At 36.9% G+C, this 17,358-nt stretch carries 13 protein-coding genes and 1 pseudogene; 1 reads left to right on the top strand and 13 read right to left on the bottom strand.

Annotation, left to right across the window (positions count from 1 at the left end):
• Positions 1-17 precede the first annotated feature (17 nt).
• The 12 genes from WJQ40_RS07695 to WJQ40_RS07640 all read right to left on the bottom strand — a co-directional run bounded on the left by WJQ40_RS07695 (position 18) and on the right by WJQ40_RS07640 (position 15,042).
• Positions 18-1,442 (bottom strand): sulfatase-like hydrolase/transferase, encoded by a 1,425-nt coding sequence (locus WJQ40_RS07695; RefSeq protein ID WP_337539053.1) that lies wholly within the window; start codon positions 1,440-1,442, stop codon positions 18-20.
• A complete protein-coding gene (locus WJQ40_RS07690; RefSeq protein WP_337539052.1) occupies positions 1,439-2,581 on the bottom strand; it encodes a WcbI family polysaccharide biosynthesis putative acetyltransferase in 1,143 nt (380 codons plus the stop codon). Before WJQ40_RS07690 ends, WJQ40_RS07695 begins: the two co-directional genes overlap by 4 nt.
• Before the next feature lie 30 nt (positions 2,582-2,611).
• Positions 2,612-3,910: a phosphoenolpyruvate mutase gene (aepX, locus tag WJQ40_RS07685; protein WP_337539050.1), complete on the bottom strand. Its 1,299-nt coding sequence runs from the start codon at positions 3,908-3,910 to the stop codon at positions 2,612-2,614.
• 12 nt (positions 3,911-3,922) lie between these two features.
• The gene (locus tag WJQ40_RS07680; protein ID WP_337539048.1) at positions 3,923-4,963 is read right to left on the bottom strand and encodes an asparagine synthase C-terminal domain-containing protein; all 1,041 of its coding nucleotides are present in this window, start codon (positions 4,961-4,963) and stop codon (positions 3,923-3,925) included.
• An 8-nt stretch (positions 4,964-4,971) separates the two neighbouring features.
• Positions 4,972-5,697 (bottom strand): methyltransferase domain-containing protein, encoded by a 726-nt coding sequence (locus WJQ40_RS07675; protein ID WP_337539046.1) that lies wholly within the window; start codon positions 5,695-5,697, stop codon positions 4,972-4,974.
• A gap of 11 nt (positions 5,698-5,708) precedes the next feature.
• Positions 5,709-6,455: a phosphocholine cytidylyltransferase family protein gene (locus WJQ40_RS07670; protein WP_337539044.1), complete on the bottom strand. Its 747-nt coding sequence runs from the start codon at positions 6,453-6,455 to the stop codon at positions 5,709-5,711.
• Positions 6,456-6,470: 15 nt separating this feature from the next.
• The gene (locus tag WJQ40_RS07665; RefSeq protein ID WP_337539043.1) at positions 6,471-7,640 is read right to left on the bottom strand and encodes an aminotransferase class I/II-fold pyridoxal phosphate-dependent enzyme; all 1,170 of its coding nucleotides are present in this window, start codon (positions 7,638-7,640) and stop codon (positions 6,471-6,473) included.
• Positions 7,641-7,902: 262 nt separating this feature from the next.
• The gene (locus WJQ40_RS07660; protein WP_337539042.1) at positions 7,903-8,373 is read right to left on the bottom strand and encodes a PD-(D/E)XK nuclease domain-containing protein; all 471 of its coding nucleotides are present in this window, start codon (positions 8,371-8,373) and stop codon (positions 7,903-7,905) included.
• A gap of 52 nt (positions 8,374-8,425) precedes the next feature.
• On the bottom strand, positions 8,426-9,073 hold the full coding sequence (locus WJQ40_RS07655; protein WP_337539126.1) for an AAA family ATPase: 648 nt from the start codon (positions 9,071-9,073) through the stop codon (positions 8,426-8,428).
• Positions 9,074-9,441: 368 nt separating this feature from the next.
• Positions 9,442-11,739, bottom strand: a complete 2,298-nt coding sequence (locus WJQ40_RS07650; RefSeq protein WP_337539038.1) for a LicD family protein — start codon at positions 11,737-11,739, stop codon at positions 9,442-9,444.
• Positions 11,740-11,778: 39 nt separating this feature from the next.
• The gene (locus tag WJQ40_RS07645; RefSeq protein WP_337539036.1) at positions 11,779-14,022 is read right to left on the bottom strand and encodes a LicD family protein; all 2,244 of its coding nucleotides are present in this window, start codon (positions 14,020-14,022) and stop codon (positions 11,779-11,781) included.
• Between the two features lie 90 nt (positions 14,023-14,112).
• Positions 14,113-15,042 carry a flagellin gene (locus WJQ40_RS07640; RefSeq protein ID WP_337539034.1) on the bottom strand — a complete coding sequence of 310 codons (930 nt, stop codon included), beginning with the start codon at positions 15,040-15,042 and terminating at the stop codon, positions 14,113-14,115.
• 361 nt (positions 15,043-15,403) lie between these two features.
• On the opposite strand from WJQ40_RS07640, the gene WJQ40_RS07635 reads away from it, so the two are divergent.
• Positions 15,404-16,720, top strand: coding sequence for an IS30 family transposase (locus WJQ40_RS07635; protein WP_337539032.1), 1,317 nt, complete (start codon positions 15,404-15,406; stop codon positions 16,718-16,720).
• A 432-nt stretch (positions 16,721-17,152) separates the two neighbouring features.
• On the opposite strand, the pseudogene WJQ40_RS07630 reads toward WJQ40_RS07635, so the two are convergent.
• Positions 17,153-17,358 (bottom strand): annotated as a pseudogene (locus WJQ40_RS07630) (hypothetical protein); the annotation flags it as partial.

The following is a 17,358-nucleotide window of genomic DNA, read 5'->3' as shown; positions in this document are numbered from 1 at the left end:
ATACTAAAACCTCCTTTTCAGATGGGTTGCCTTATTATCTTAGGCTTTTCCCATATTATTTTTCCTTCCTCTACTCCAAGTTGTGTCAACATTAATTTAATATTCTTCGCAACATTGGCATCTGCAACAGCTATAATGATAAAATCATACTGCAAATCATCTAATCTATTAATACCCACGATTTTCCGATTATACCTACTAGCAATCTCTAAATAATTCAAATCAACCCATCCTGAAATTTTACATAAATGAGTTCCAATTATTTGGTCATAGTAATCCCTTCCAACACGACCAGCCCCGTACAAAACCACTGTATTATTAGTAATATACCTATTTTCAATTGTGTATACTAATCTATAAAAAGGATCTCCAGTAGAATAGGTGTCTCTTGTTGGATGTTTTTCTGTATACTCCTTATACTCCTTAGCGGTTTGATATAGTGCAAGATTTCTGTCCAAGTCTGACATTTTACTCTGTAATAACCTGGTATATTGATCTTCATTAAATAATTGTGACTGAGCTTCATGAGACCATCTTCCCTCACATTCAAACCAATGATACGTATTGTCTTCTAATACCACTCCCCAATGCTCAACTGTTTGACTTATATCTACCCAAAAATCTCCTAAATCCTCCATCAGAACATATGTATGCCCCGTGGTATCATTTAAATCTTTCCCATCTATATCATTTTCCCATTTATAACCTATTTTATTACATATTGTTGGCATCACATCAAGTAAAGATCTTATCTTTTCATCTTTGACTAACTCTATATCCCCCTTATTCTTCATATACATAAATGTATTTGTTCTTTCCTTAGATAACATATGTGTTTCCAAAGAATTATCTGCTTTATATCCATGATCTGAAAACATCATAATGCAATCAAATACATTCCCCCCCTGATAAAAGCTGACAATTTCTTTCACTATGTTCGTGAGGAATTGATTACCTTCCGTATATCCTTCTTCCGAATAATCCATTTCACTTAAGATATAATGAAGATCAGGTAAATAAAAAAAGGAAAAAGAATTCTCTGTAATTTTTGCTTTATTTAAAAACTCATAAACAGATTTTTTATATACATTTTCTTTTCCTGTAAAAGGGATTAATCCCAATTTACAATTACTCTCACAACAATAAACATTCACATCATAATTCATTTTTTGAAATATTGACCAGATGTTGTCCAATGATCTATTCAAATCTTTTTGAGGCCATTTTACTCTATTATTACATCCATTACGCTTAGGATACACCCCTGACCACATGCATGCTGCTGCTCTAGGAGTATCTGGCGCTGGTGAATAACATTTTGTATAGATCTTCCCTCCAAGTTCTTTTACATATGTATCAAATGGAGTTTCACTTACCTTGGAATTACATATATGAAGTTTTTGCGCCCCTAACATGTCCAAGAAAAGCATCAATATCTTCAATTTTTATTCCTCTTTTCATAATAGATTCTATACTCATTAATATAATTGCTTAAACTTAATGCTTTTTTTAGGTGAGAATTTTGGGTGTATTTTCTCATTTCATACTTATTATTCCATTTCATTCCAAAATGCTTCATTACAGCTCCATATACTGGCATTTCATATGCATCCAATTTATAATGAATGTAAACTGGCTTTTCATTTTCGGCTAAATATAATATTTTCAATATTTGTTTTGCATAATATTCACCCACATAATTCGTCGGATGATTCACATCATAAAATAATTGAATATGTTCTATATTATCTGCAATAAATTCAGTTGCCTTAAAACTGCAATTCCTTTCTCTTTTTTCAAACTTATTTAGCCCTTCTCCCCAAAAATCATATCCGTCACTTCTATCCTCATAAATATTAGCTCCTTTTATGTAATTATAAATATCCTCATTACTTTTATTTTTTGCAATCAATTCTTCAATATAACAATCTCTAAATCCAACCATTATATCATCACATACCGCAAACGTATTTTTGTTCCTTATAAGTTGTGGGAACATTCCTTTGGGCAATCCATATAAATTAGGCATCGTAATTATTTCACAGTTTTTCTTTACTCTCTTCTTCATATAAAATTCAGAATATTCTTTTCCGTACTTATTATTCAATTGAATATCTTGAATAATAAGTAGGTCACATTTTTTAAAGACTTTTGACTTAAAATCCTCTCCCTGAGCTGTTGCTATTTCTTGAATAAGTCTAATAGGATAAAAACCATATAATTTATTAAAGCTTTTAGTTTTTTGTAGATATTCTTTAATGGGAATAATATGACAATTTCCATATATTATTGCAATTTTCTTCTCATATATTTGATAATAACAATACTCTTCAAATTCACCTAATCCGTCCTTATCAAGTAATTCCTTTATTTCCCAAAAAGCTTCTTCAGAACTAGCGATCAAAATATAATATCCTTTTAATCGTTGCTTTATCTCTTTCCATGTATAAACATCTATTTCATGAAATTTTTCTTGTTTTTTATGGTTATCAATGAATGCTATTATTTTGATTCTTTCACCATACATTTGCATGCATTTTTCTGAATGAATTCCAGTTCCCCACACAATCACTTCTCTCATGTAACTGCTATCCTCATCTTTCCATTCAGTCTACAGAACATCAATTAACGATATCACTTCCTTAATTGGCATTAAGAATTTATCTGCCTCCTGTGCTCTATGATTTTTTAGTATTAACTCAGCGGTTTGTTTCATTGCAGGATATGCACTCCTGATTAATTGATTCGCATAAATAACAATATTAATTCCATATTTTGCAAATTCGTCTTCTGTAACTGAGTTAAAAGATGTAGGAACAACTATAAGCGGAGTTTTACTATCAAACTTTCTAAATTCTTCACAAAAGTAGAATATTTCATCAGGTTTTGTTTTTCTACTATGGATCATTATTCCATCAGCTCCAGCTTCAATATAGGCCTTGGCTCTCTTAATTGCATCTTCATTGCCCTTTTCTAAGATTAAACTCTCTATTCTAGCTATAATCATAAAGTCTTCGGTCAGTTGAACAGCCTTACCCTGTTTTATCTTCTGGCAAAAATGTTCTATTGTATCTTGCTCCTGCACCACTTCAGTTCCAAATAAAGAATTTCTTTTTAATCCCACTTTATCTTCAATAATAATTGCAGATACTCCAATTCTCTCTAATGTTCTGACCGTATATACGAAATGTTCTATTAACCCTCCTGTATCGCCATCAAAAATAATTGGTTTTGTTGTTACCTCCATAATGTCATTGATTGTTCGTAATCTCGATGTAATATCAACTAACTCAATATCTGGCTTTCCCTTCTCCGTTGAATCACATAGACTGGATATCCACATCGCATCAAACTGATCCAAACCCTTTTCTGTCTCTACAATTGTTTTTTCAGCTATTAATCCTGTCAATCCACTATGAACTTCAATAGTCTTAACAATGGGCACTATTTCAATTAACTTCTTTAATCTACTACGCCGATTTTCTGGCATAGAAAGCCTTTCCTTTACCCTCTTTTCTACTTTAAGAACATTTTCTGTATTTGTGTAAGGAAATTCTATTAATTCACCTCCATATTTCCCAATGTTTTCTAATACATTCTCTCTTATTGCTCTTTGTGCACCTTTTTTCCAATCATCACCATGTACAATTATATCTGGACGATACTTTTCAAAAATTTCATCATACATAATACAATTTTGGATAACAACATCAGATACCTCTGGTATTTCTAACAGTGCCTTAATTCTCTCCTCTATGGAGAGTATGGGAAAGCGATTATATCTAACTAATTCTGAATCACATAATACCCCAACTGTTAACTTTCCCAATTCTGCAGCTTTTTTTATAATATTAAGATGTCCTTCATGTATTACATCTACACAAAAACAGGTATATACATTCTTTTTCATTTAGCACCTCAATCAATCTATATCTGCGATATTTAAAAATCTTTCTAAACTATATACTAAGAATTTCTGTTCTCCACTCATTTCCCTAGTACATTCTGGCTTAAACTCATATCTTTCTGGACCCTTCCACTCTTTAAGCCAATAGTCTACAGCTCTTGCCATTGCTATTTTTTCTGGTATATCAAGGTCTGGATATTTCATCTTAAATAACTCTCTAAGTAAATATTTACTTTCGCCATTTCTCACCCTGCTTAAATCCAATTTATCTCCCATTTTCAATCTTGCATATGGATCTAAATAATCCATTTTTCCATAATCAAATGCATTAATGTAAGCTCCTGATGATGATGCATTAAAAACTATATCCATAAAATACAAATAATCAATATTTCCATTCGGCTTTTTATATCTTTCATAAACCAAATCCATATTGGTCCACTGATGTAAAACTTTATCAAGTTTTACAAATGAGAATCTGTTCTTCCATTCCTCATATGTCCAATCCCTTGATAGCAACCTATCATATCCACCAAATACCATATCAGCTGAATCACCATATATTATTTTGGTGATCCCATCTTTTTTCATTTCCCTTACTAATTTATATACTTGTGGCTCATTTGCAAAAACCGGACACCCATCATATAGCATCAATTGATCCATGTATTTATCATAATCATCCCAGGTTACATCCACTATTTTATGAATCAAGCCATTAATCTCACAATATCTTTTTGCTTGTTTTGTTTCATCAACTGCATTAGGAGCTATACATCTTGCTGTATATGCTTTCATTCCCTTGGGCATAAAAGATGCCAATATTGCTGAATCTATTCCCCCACTTAATAATAAGCCTGTATGTTGAGGATCTATATCCAAAAGTTGTTTCTGTAAATATTGATTAATATCTTCCGCTGTGAAACATATAAATTTCTCATTCTCCGGAATATAATTAAATATCCGGTGTGGAAGCTTGTTACTAAATGATTTATTATCATCAACAATATAACGGAATGTCAAAAAAGAACTCATACAGTAATCTTTATCTTTCATTGTTCTACCTACTTTCTTTTATACATATAAACATCATAAATATAATCTGTATTCCAATACCCTTGAATTCTAGGCTTAACAAACTTAATATCCAACTCGTTTTTCTCTGCTATATTTAGAAATAATTCTTTGCTTATAAACAGCTTATCTAGGTTTTTATACCTTTCATCATAATTCTGAATAGTTTTACGTCTAAAATCAATGAACTCCGTCTTCAATATAGGATCATGAACCTCTAAAATTCCTATACACTTATTGGCCTTTTCAATCATTTTCTGGCATACATCTATTGCATATTGTTCATCTGGAAAATATTCAAATGCTGAATTAGAAAAAACAATATCATATTTAATAGCCGTATCCATTTCCTTAGCTTCTTCACAATACAATTCTAATGGCTTATTCACTATTTGCTTTGCAACTTCGATTAATGCTCCTGAATAGTCCAAGCCTCCAACTTGATATCCCTGCTTTATGAAAACATAAAGATTGGCTCCACTTCCACATCCAACTTCAAAGATACTTTTTCTTTTTTCTTTTTCTTCAGAAAAAGTCATTTCTGACATAAATCGTTCAATTCGATCCATCAATACTTCATATGACACTCCATTCCCCGTCGTATCATTTCCTGTCAATCTTTTCAATTCCATAAAAATTGATTTTTCGTCTTCCGAATCAATCTCTGACAATATAGTCTTTTTACTACTCCATATTTTTTTCCAATTCATATCCATACGTTAACTCTCTATACAAAAATTTTCTCTGCAATCTGCAAGTCATTTATATCGTCTATCTCAAACCACTTCTTTTTCTTTAAAATGTCTCCCCATATGAGATTTTGATCAGATTGGACTATTTTTCTTAATAATTTCTCCATTGGAACATTTTTTCCATTATCTTTTACAAATTGATCCAATTGAGTGATAAATACACTTTCAACAAAAGTATTATTAAATTTATGTATATTCACAGTCTTGTATTTATCAGTTAATATAAATCTCTCATTTTGATCTGATTTATGTCTCCAATCAATTACATAACCTTCTTTATTTAGTTCAGCAAATGTACCTTCCAACTTATCATTATATGGTTCTAATACAGTAGCATTTTCATGTTCGCAAGCCATTAACTCTTCTATAATCGATTGTTCAAAAAAAACATCTCCCTCTAATATATATAGCTCATCTGCAACAGATGTAACTGCATGTAAAGCCTTTTGAAGCGAATATATTGTGTTTGTAAATGCAAATTCATCATTATCAACAAATGTAATTTTTGCCTTTATGCCAAATTTAGCAATTTGAGTTCTTACTCTTTCTTTTAAATACCCTAACACGATTACTATCTCATCTATTCCACATTTCTCCAATATACAGAGTGCATTATAAATAATAGGAACTTCATTTACTTTGGTCATACACTTATGTTCTTTATCGGTATATGGTTTTAGTCTAGTTCCCATTCCAGCTGCAAGTATTATAGCCCGTTTCATATTATTTTCCTCACTTCATCTGTTCTCGATTGCTTTGCATAAAATTTCGATTGCATACTCCAATTCATCTATAGTTGGATAAGTTGGTGCCAGTCTAATAAACTGATCATATGTATCCCTTCCGTAAGGGAATGTAGATCCTGATGGAGTAATTAATACACCATTTTCCCCGCAGTAATTATAAACCCGGGTTGCCTGATACGGTTGCAATTTCAAATTAACAAAATACCCTCCTTTAGGATTATTCCACTCTACCAGTTCCTTATTATGGAACTTATCTTTTAGCATTTCGTCAATCATATCAAATTTGGGTTTAATAATTTTTCTATGTTTCTCCATATGTTTTAATACATTCTCTTTATTCTTTAGAAACAGCGCATGACGATACTCATTTATTTTATCTCCCGATTTAAGCTGCAAAAGCATTGTTTTTTTTAACCATTTAATATTCTCAACACTTGATGCACATCCAGCCACTCCACCTCCTGGGAAAGTAATCTTTGATGTTGAAAAAAACTCAAATACTCTATTTATGTTATCAGCACTTTCACATTCTTCTATGATATTTTTTATTTCTATCTTTTCTTCCGTCAAATGATGGACAACATACGCATTATCCCAGAAAATTCTAAAATCATCTGCTGCCTTCATTGTTGCCAATCTGCTAATAACTTCATCCGAATAAATCGTTCCTGTTGGATTTGAATAAAGTGGTACACACCATATTCCTTTAATTGATAAATCCTCTGCTACTAACTGTTCTATCTTATCAATATCGACTTGCTGTTCATCAATAGCCACAGGTACCATTTCTATCCCTAGCATTTCACAAATTTTGAAATGCTTTTCATACCCCGGAGCCGGACAAATAAATTTAATTTTTCCTTGCCTACTCCATGCCTCGTGCCCATTCAATCCCAAATACATTGCTCTAAAAACAATATCAAACATTAATGTAGTACTCATTGTAGAGCCAATATATATTTGACTATCTTGAACTTGCATAATCTCGGAAAAAATTTTCTTTATGGGTTCTATTCCCCCTGTCCCTGCATATCCCCTATAATCACATTCTAACTCAAGATTTGTTTCTGACCTCACCAAATCAAGCATTGGCATTGATAATTGTAATTGTTCTTTGCACGGCCAACCTCTCTCCATATTAACCTTTATATTATTCTGCATCTTTAATCTCCCCACTTTTAAAACACTTTCTATCTTCTGATAATACATAACCCTTAGTTCAAAAAGAGCCGGTTGAATCTGACAATCCAACCGGCTTAATCACCTTAACTATGCCTCCATGCATCATCACAATTCATCCTGAATCTTATTCGTTATATTGTATATCGGCATATTCCACTATTTATTTACCCTGTTTTCACCACAGTCTCTTTGCCTCGAAATGCTTCTCAATTGCCAAAGTAAATTCTCCCCATCTACCCCCTCACAGTTGAATTTTCTCTATGATACAGGTATGCTTTTTGTCCTTGCCATAATTGATACCGACAAGCAACAGATTTCCTTTGTAGTCTTCCAGTGCCTTCACATAATTCTTCTGTTTAATCTGATCAATGGCACCTTGTGCGTTCTGATCTTTTTTCAGTTCAATTACTACAGCAGGCTTATCCGAATGCAATCGTCTGGGAATCAGGCAGATATCTGCAAAGCCTTTTCCTGTAGGTAGCTCCCTGATAATCGTATAATATTCACGAGCATAATAGAAAGCAAGGTTGATCGTACAGCTTAGCGAATTTTCGTCATTATATTGAAGAATAGAGATCTCTTCATGTGCCCGATCAATCCCCTCTGCAACTGCTTCTGCATCCATAGCCCACAGAGCTTCCAAAAGTTTCTTAGATTCTATGATAGAGCGCATTACCTCTCCCCAATCTTCAATACGTTTAATAGAAGTCATATATACCTCACTGACCTCACGATTAGGAATTGAAACACAACGGGTATTTCTGTTATAAGTAAGATATCCCAGATGAATCAACAACGAAAAAAACGTCGTCTGCGCAATGAAATGTAGTCATATCGTTGGCAAAACCACTGATATCTACCTCTATTGATTCACCGGCAAGCATCCTGATCACGGCATCCTTTAGTCCATCTAAATTCATCTGAATATAAATCTTCAATGCCTCATAAGTTTCGGTCTGGTTCCAATACGTGTCAAATGTATGACTAAGCATGGCATCCACCACTGACTTGGGGCTGTACATGGAGAGTACGGTATCACCTTCGGCACTCTTAGTCACAAGCTCATACCCATCATACCATGCTTTAGCTTCTTCAAAGCTCATCTGGTATTCCGTACACAATTCGCGTACCTCATTTTCCGTAAAGGCAAAATATTCTGCAAGTTCTCTTGGATTTGTCATAGAGTACTCCGTAAACATATTAAGGGCAGAATGCGAACCGTACTTCTTAATTGGAAGAATCCCCGTCATATAGGCAAGTGCTACATAAGACTGATCCTTGAGCCATGCCCGCAGAAAATCCAGGTAATTTTTCTGTGCCTCTGTATCACTGGCATACTCGCGAAACAGACAATCCCATTCATCGATCAGAATAACAAAAGAACGACCTGTCTGTGCATATACATCCATCATCACCCATATCAGCTGTTCTCCCTCTGCAACACCTGGATAAGCCTGCTTTAATTCTGCTAATACACGTCTCTACAGGGCTTTCAGCATCTCATCCACATTATGTGTTGCGCTCAAAAATTCCTGTACATTGATTTTAATCACATCATACCGGTTCAGGTGTTCTTTGAATGATTCGTCTTTACTGATTTTCAGTCCTTCAAACAATGTGGAAGCATCTTCACCTGTGCTATCAACAATGTTTTATCAACATATATCTGAGAACGTAAACTGGTTTTAAAACATTCACTTCCCGGATTCAGATAGCTTCCCATTTTCATACCTCCAGACAGCTTTTATAATATAGTACCATACATATCTTTAATCTGTCATCAGATCTTTTCCTGGCATTGCATATTCTGGATCATGACTGGTTTTTTCTCTTCATAAAATTTCATAACAGCAGGCATCGGATCCCCGTAATAGGCATCATACAGATCATATTGCAGTACTTGTTCTTCCCCCGGCATCCAGTTAATATTCATTCTGTCAGGCATGCCAAGGGTCTCCTGAATCAGCTCCCTGATCTCGTTTTTTATTACCGTCCATGCAGTGCCTGTCTTCTCAGGGAACAAATGTATAGTAACTTCTATTTGATCCTTATGCTCTTCAAAGATATGCAGGTTATTCCTGATCTTTCGTCTTTCCGCCTCCGGTTCTTCCAGATAGGTACCAAGACCAATTCCATATAACAGTCTTTTCTTATGTATCTGCTTATCAGCCGCTTCCGGTTTTCTCACCAGAATTTTCTGTTCCCAGACAGCACGGGTATCTGTTCCAGCAGCCTCTGCCAGCTTTTCAATGTACCACTGCTTCTTGTCTTCCGAATTAAGCAGGATCCGATCTGCATACATCACTCCGGGCATGGTTACATAATACTGCATATTCTCGTATTCTCTGGAATCTTTTCCATATAATTCTCCTTTTCCATACGGAGATACATAAATCAGCTCCTCTGTATATTTCCGGAGGTTCACTGCATAAAACAAAGGAGGAACACTGATATTCGGGTTCCATTCATCGTATGGATTCTGGCTATAGATCTGTTCCGGACGAAGTAATTCCAGATACTCTGCCGTCAGCTGTTTCGCATCCAGAATCTGTTTTTTCTCCACGTCAGATAATCCGGCTGCTTCTGCGAAATCCCCTGCACTCCATGTATGCCATTTCATTGGAGATCCATCGTAATCCTTATTATACCAGGGTAAAATAACCAGATATGGCATAGTGTTCATATCCTTGCATTTTTCTTCCCACAGAGACCGGATATTATCCCATTCACCTGGATAACTGATCAGAAACAACGCAATTTCCTTAGAACTGACATTCTCTCTCCACTCCTGTTTTATTTTCTGCATAATGCCAGAAAGATCATGCGTTCCCATCTCTACACATCCACCTGTAGAACACTGCTGGTATAACCGGTACAGTTCTTCACAATATCGTTCCAGTAATCCGATGATTTTATGCTTTTCAAAGCCTGCCTGCTCCAGCATAGTTCCAAAATCAATAGCAAGCTGCTGGCTCACAGATATTGCCTCCACTGTCACATCTGATTCCTGCATTTGATATGTATTTATGATCTGGTCTTTCAGGGTAAGAAGCTCCTGTAAGCATTCCTCTCCCATTGTTTTATAGGATTTTTCTTTATATTCCAGTTCTTCTCTGATTCTTTCCAATTTTTCTCTGTCAAACTTAAAAGAAGGCAGGGGAAAATCCAGCACTTTCTGCAGATTCTTCTTTTGTCCTTCAAAAAATGGATAATCATGGGCACCGGCATTTTTTACCAGCCGAAGATAATCGCCATACCTTTCCCTGAGCATTTTATCATAAAGACTAGGAACCGGTATTTCTGTATATTCAAATGGCAGATAAACAGGCTCCCCATAATATTCCTTTGGATAATAATGCGGTTGCTCTTTCAGCCCCCATGGAAACATCTGTACCAAATGGTCTGCCTCCTGCTCCGGCACCCAGGCAAAACATTTTTCTGCCTCCCCGTAAAGATATCTTGCCATTTCCACCGGATCTTCTATCCGTTCATAATGCTGTCCTGTCATCTGTTCCAATCTGCGTAGATGCCATTCCCTATCCTTATCCTGTATTTTTCCCTCTGTAATCCCATCTGCAATTCCAAGCATGTATTTGCAGATGGTTTTTCTTTTTTCCTCTTTATCGCGGTTCCTGTAAACATAGTCCAGTACAAAAATATCCACACAGGCGATATAAGGGAAATTATGGAACCGGCGCAGATGCTTTTTTTCAAAGCAGAAGTGATTTTTGCCGACCACCTTTCCCATAAATAGCCAAAAATCCGGCTGATTATGGAAGGTCTGCACAGCATATCCCTCTTCCATATCCGGGACTGCTACTGTCAGAAAGCGGATGTAGTCCTCTCTTTTCATGACAATATCTATATCATCATCCCATGGGACAAAACCTCCATGTCGTACACATCCAAGAAGTGTTCCCCAGTCAGCATAATATGTAATATGATGTTTTCTGCAGACCCGGTCAATTTCCTGAAGGACAGTGAGTTCCGCTGCCCACGCCTGCTTGATCGCTGCAGGAATCACAAATCCGCATCTTACTTCATCCAGCAGAAAAGATACCGGTATTTCTTTTTTCATCTGTATATCCTGACTATCCTCTGTCATACGATCTGATCATCACTCCTGAATCTCTACATCCTGCAGCATTACCGGTTTTTCACTCTGTTTCACAAGCTGCGCTGTCCTTCCGGCATCCCCATAGAATGCATCTGCCATTTCCACCGCTTTCTCTTCCTCCAGTGGTCCCTCTATGGTAATCCAGTCTTTTCCATCATACTTCTTAAGCAGGTTTTCATATTTTTTCAGTACGCCCGGAACCCTGTGAAGCAATCTTTCTCTTAAGCTTTCGTCCTGCACCCAAAGCACATGGATATGTTCCTTTTGCTCTTCAAATACTTTCAAGGCATATTCTATTTTGGAGATCATCTTTTCCTTATGCTCCAGAAGTCCGTTTCCACTGATATAATACAGAATCAGTTTCTTATCCTGCCACTCTGCAGGACGCTGCACTTCATTTTTCATTTCATAAAGCGCTGCTCCTGTTCCCTGAATTTTTCCTTCCCAGATTGACCGTGTTTCTTCCCCTGCCCACTGGCACAGGTATTCTACGTAGCTCTGTTTCATGGCTTCTGATTGGACAATCACCTGATCTGCATTCACAATTCCCGGAAACGGCACGAAATATTCTCTGCTTTTCAGACCTCTTTCGTCTTCCGGATCCATTTCATCAATCTTAAACCATGGAATATAAATTAACTGCTCTGTGTTCTTCCACAATTCACTTGAGTAATATTTTTCATTTACTGTTACGCTGTAGTTCCACTGATCATATGGATTCTGAATGTAAATAATATCCGGATGATTATTTTCCACAAAGTATTCATAATAAGGTGTGATCTGTACATAAGCAGGAAATTGATCTCCATCATATTGCATCTCACTTAAAGCTGCTCCCATTTGCTTTTTATAATAATAAGGAATGGGGACTACTTTCACATCACAGTCTTCATCCGCAGATGCTTTCTGCCAAAGGCTCTCAAGTACACTCCAGTGGGATGCATGGTACGGCATGAATACAACCTCTCTGCGAATCTTCATCTGCTCTGCTTCCTGCATGATCATCTGTACTGTCTCATCAAGAATCGTCCGTACTTCCCCGGGATCAGGCATTCCCTGCTCGCAGATCATTTCATAAACCTGATAAGCCATTTCGCAGTATTGCTCCAGACACGCTACGGTTTGTGTTCCCTCTCCCACTTTCTTTTCTATAGACTCTCCGATTCCCACTGCAACATTCTGCATTTCCTGCAATAATTGAAGAACTGTTTCTTTTTCACCGTACTGCATCAGCACTTCCAATTGCTCATGAATTTTTATAAGCAATTGGAGTTTTTCCTGTAATGTTATTGAAAATATAGGTTTTTTCTTTTCCTTATTTTCCGTATACTTATATTGAGGAAAGGAAACTCCTTTTTCATTCAGATATCTTTCCTGTTTATCATAAAGAGGATAATCATGGCTTCCTCCCTTTCGAACACTCTTCATATAATCCCCATACTTCAGTTTTAAAATGCAATCATAGCCAACTGGCACCGGAATCATAATATTTTCAAAAGGCATTAAAATAGAATCCGCATAACATTCTTTGGGATAAAGATGCCCTCCATTCTCCATTCGTTGGGGCATAGCTGCAATATTGTCTGCTTCCTCTTCTCCAAACAAAGCATACAAGGCACATACAATCTTATATAACTGATTCTTGATATTTCCCTGTCGGTCAATCTTCTGTCCAGACACTTTTTCAATATAAGCAAGCCATTCTTCCAGTTCTTCTGAGTTCATCAAACCTGCTCCATTAGTATCAGCTGCTGTCTTAACCAGCTCAACCAGTTCTTTCTGCATCTGTTCTTCTTTCGGATTTCTGGATGCATAATCTAAGGGAAAAATATCTACACCTCCCGCGAAGGGACAGTTATGGTATTTATCGAGAAATTCCGGTGAGCAATCCACAAATTCTGCATTCAGCACCCTGGTCATAACATCCCAGTAGTCCTTATCTTCTTCATAATCTAAAACAGCATACTCCTTGGGCAGTTCTCCAGGTAATACCTTTCGAAATTTCTCGTAGTCCATTCGTTTCATGGCAATATCCATATCATCATCCCACGGAATGTATCCACGATGTCGAACCGTTCCAAGCAATGTGCCCCACTCTGCAAAATACTGAATATGATGTTTTCTGCAGATCCGGTCAATCTCATTCAACACTTCAAGCTGCATTGCCCAGTAGCTTTTCATTTTAGCACTTACAAAAAATCCCGCTTTTACTTCATCTTCAAAATAGGAATCTGGAAAATTCATTGTCTGTTCTCCTGCATTCTCTTAAAAAAAAGGAATCGGAGAGAATCCGATTCCTTTTTGGTAGTTGTCTCTACACTATTTCTCTAACTATTAGCTAAGTAAGGACAGAACACCCTGATTAGACTGATTAGACTGTGCAAGCATAGCCTGACCTGCCTGAGCAAGGATATTGTTGTTAGAATACTTAACCATTTCAGAAGCCATATCTGTATCACGGATAGCAGACTCAGCACTTGTTGTATTCTCTACAACATTATCCAGGTTGTTGATGGTGTGCTCAAGACGGTTCTGAATAGCACCAAGATCAGATCTCTGCTCTGAAACAGCCTGAATAGCTGACTTAGCCCATACATTCAATCCTGCGAAGTTGGATGCTGTAAGCTTACCTTTACCAACCTTGTCTGCAGAACTCATACTAGCAAAGTTCTGGAACTTCTTAACAACAGCTGCTGCGGTCTTTAAAGCTGTGCTTGCCTTCATAGCTGATAACTTAGATGCATATGTTGCAGCACCAAGAGAAGCAACTCCCATGTTCTTAATAGTTACCATGATCTTGTTGTTCTTGCTAGATTCTGCACCAACCTGAAGTCCCTTCTTTGTGAAAGAACCATTTAACAGGCTCTGCTCATTGAAAGTAGTTGTTTCCTTAACACGATCGATTTCATTCATCAGCTGGGAAACTTCTGATCCGATGTAGCTTCTGTCCTGAGTTGTAAGAGTTCCATTCTCACCCTTAACAGCCAGCTCGTTAATTCTCTGAAGCATATCCTGAACTTCTGCAAGAGCACCTTCAGCGGTCTGTACTGCTGAAATACCATCCTGAGCGTTTGCAGAAGCCTGTGTCAGACCTCTTACCTGACGTCTCATCTTCTCGGAAATAGAAAGACCTGCTGCATCATCTGCTGCTCTGTTGATCTTGTAACCAGAAGATAACTTCTCAGTTGACTTAGCCTGTGTCTTGGTTGTTATTCCTAACATTCTGTTAGAGTTCATTGCTGTAAGATTGTGTTGTACTACCATAGTATATTCCTCCTTGAATTTAAGGTCGCTTCCCTGCGACTCATTTTTGACTGTAATGACTTCTGACAGTCGTACGCACCACCAAAAATCATCACTGTTAAGATTCGTAAGCAATTATCTTGCTTTACTTGTTATGTATATCGGAGAAACCCCAAAATACTTTATAGATCTTTTGAAATTTTTAAATATTTCTTATTTCTTATTTTTCAAAGTAAATGCAACCCCTCACATATATTTTTGTTGCATTTACTTTAGGAAATCATAGCAGTTGCATTTACTATGAAAAATAAATAGCTATATTCCCCTCTGGCATGGTATCATTCTTTTGCTGTACCCCGGTGTAAAGGAGAGAGGTACCGCTATGAATAAAAATAAACATTTACTTTCTGACGAAAGAATAAGAATTGAAGAGCTCTTGAAAGAAGGTCGTTCCTTCAAGGCAATCGCTAATGAACTGGGTAAAAGTCCTACCACTGTTTCCAGGGAAATCCGTTCCCATACTATTACTAAAAATGTAGGTTCTCCCGGCTGTCCCTATAATAACTGTAAGCACAGATTTTCGTGTACTTCCAGCTTTCTCTGCAAAGAATGTGGTTTCAGACGTTTTCGCTCTCACTGTAACCAGTGTAAACTTTGTAATTCTGTATGTTCCCGGTATGTCCCTGATTCCTGCCGCCTGCTGGGGAAACCTCCCTATGTTTGTAATGGCTGTCCAAAACGTAACTGCTCCTGTACTTTACAGAAGCATCTCTATGATCCTGTTTCTGCGCAAAAGCAGTACGAAGAGAAACTGTCTGAAGCCAGATCAGGTATTTCCCTGACAGAAGATGATATTGCCCACCTGAACGGCATTGTTTCCCCTCTTTTGAAAAAGAAGCAGTCCCTGCATCATATTTGTGTTAACCATCCGGATTCGGTTATGGTGAGTGAAAGTACTATGTACCGTCTTATAGATTATGGCCTTTTTGATGCAAAAAACATTGATCTTCCAAGAAAAGTCCGTTATGCCCGCCGAAAGAGAAAGAAAGTATACAAAGTAGATAAGAGCTGCCGTCTTTGGCGTACCTATGCTGATTACCAGCTTTATATCCGGGAGCATCCTGATCTGCCGGTTACACAGATAGATTCTGTGGAAGGTCGTAAAGGTGGAAAGGTTCTTCTTACCATTCATTTCGTAAAAGCTGAATTCATGCTTGCTTATCTCAGAGACCACAATGATTCCCAATCTGTCATTGATGTGTTTGAACAGCTTTATTTTGAATTGCGTCCGGACAGATTTATGTCACTAATGCCAGTCCTTTTAGGTGACAATGGAAGCGAATTTTCCAATCCCAAAGCTTTGGAATCCGACAGGCAGGGAAACCACCGGACAAAGGTCTTTTATTGTGATGCATCTGCCCCACATCAGAAGGGATCTGCTGAAAGGAACCATGAATTCATCCGCATGTTCATTCCCAAAGGAACTCCCATGGATGATTTCTCTCAGGATGATATTTCGGTAATGATGAATCACATTAATTCCTATGGCCGTTCCAGTTTAGGAGATAAGTCACCTTACGAAGTGATGGAATTTTTGTATGGTCCGGAAATTTTAAAACTCCTTGGATGTACCAGGATCTCTCCGGATGATGTAACCCTCAGTCCTTTCGTTTTCAAGAAAGAAGGTGAGCAAAAATGAGCCGCCCGCTTTTGCCTATAGAACGTATGGTCCTACATGACAGACTTCTGGAGTTTGAAACTTTAGTTCCTATGACAGTTTCCGAGAGAAGTGCCCTGCGACGCTGGGTAAAAGCTGGACACGATATCAATAGCAATCCATGGAATTTTTATGATGCTGATGGATGAAAAATGAGCTATCTGGAGGCTTTCAGAATGGATCTTGCAGAATATGAATTAAAAACTCTTTCTTATGCCGTATTTTTTAAAATCATCTGTTTTTGAAGTATTTTTCACACAGAAAAATCCCTGTCCGACAAGAGGGCAGGGATTGACAAGACATTTACTTTGACAAACCGAATTCACTTTGTCATTTGGTCTTTTTATTTCATTTATTTTGTGCGTTTTATTAATCTCCTTGTTTTCCAACAGCACATGGTTCAAAGCAGCAGCCTCAAACCAGTGAATCCTGAATTTCTTTTACCAGTGCAGGGGCACATTCAGCAGCTTTACAGATATCATCTACAGAAAATCCCATTCGCAGAAGATTACGGACTACAATTTTCGTCTTTTCTAAATTGCCTTCGTTTCTTCCTTCTCTTCTGCCTTCATTTCTGCCTTCTCTTCTGCCCCTTCTTTCTCCCATGATTTCTCTCTCTT

Source organism: Suilimivivens sp. (assembly GCF_037359455.1).
GTDB lineage: Bacteria > Bacillota > Clostridia > Lachnospirales > Lachnospiraceae > Suilimivivens > Suilimivivens aceti.
The sequence above is the reverse complement of the archived record's forward strand: the minus strand, read 5'-3'. Positions and strand labels throughout refer to the sequence as shown.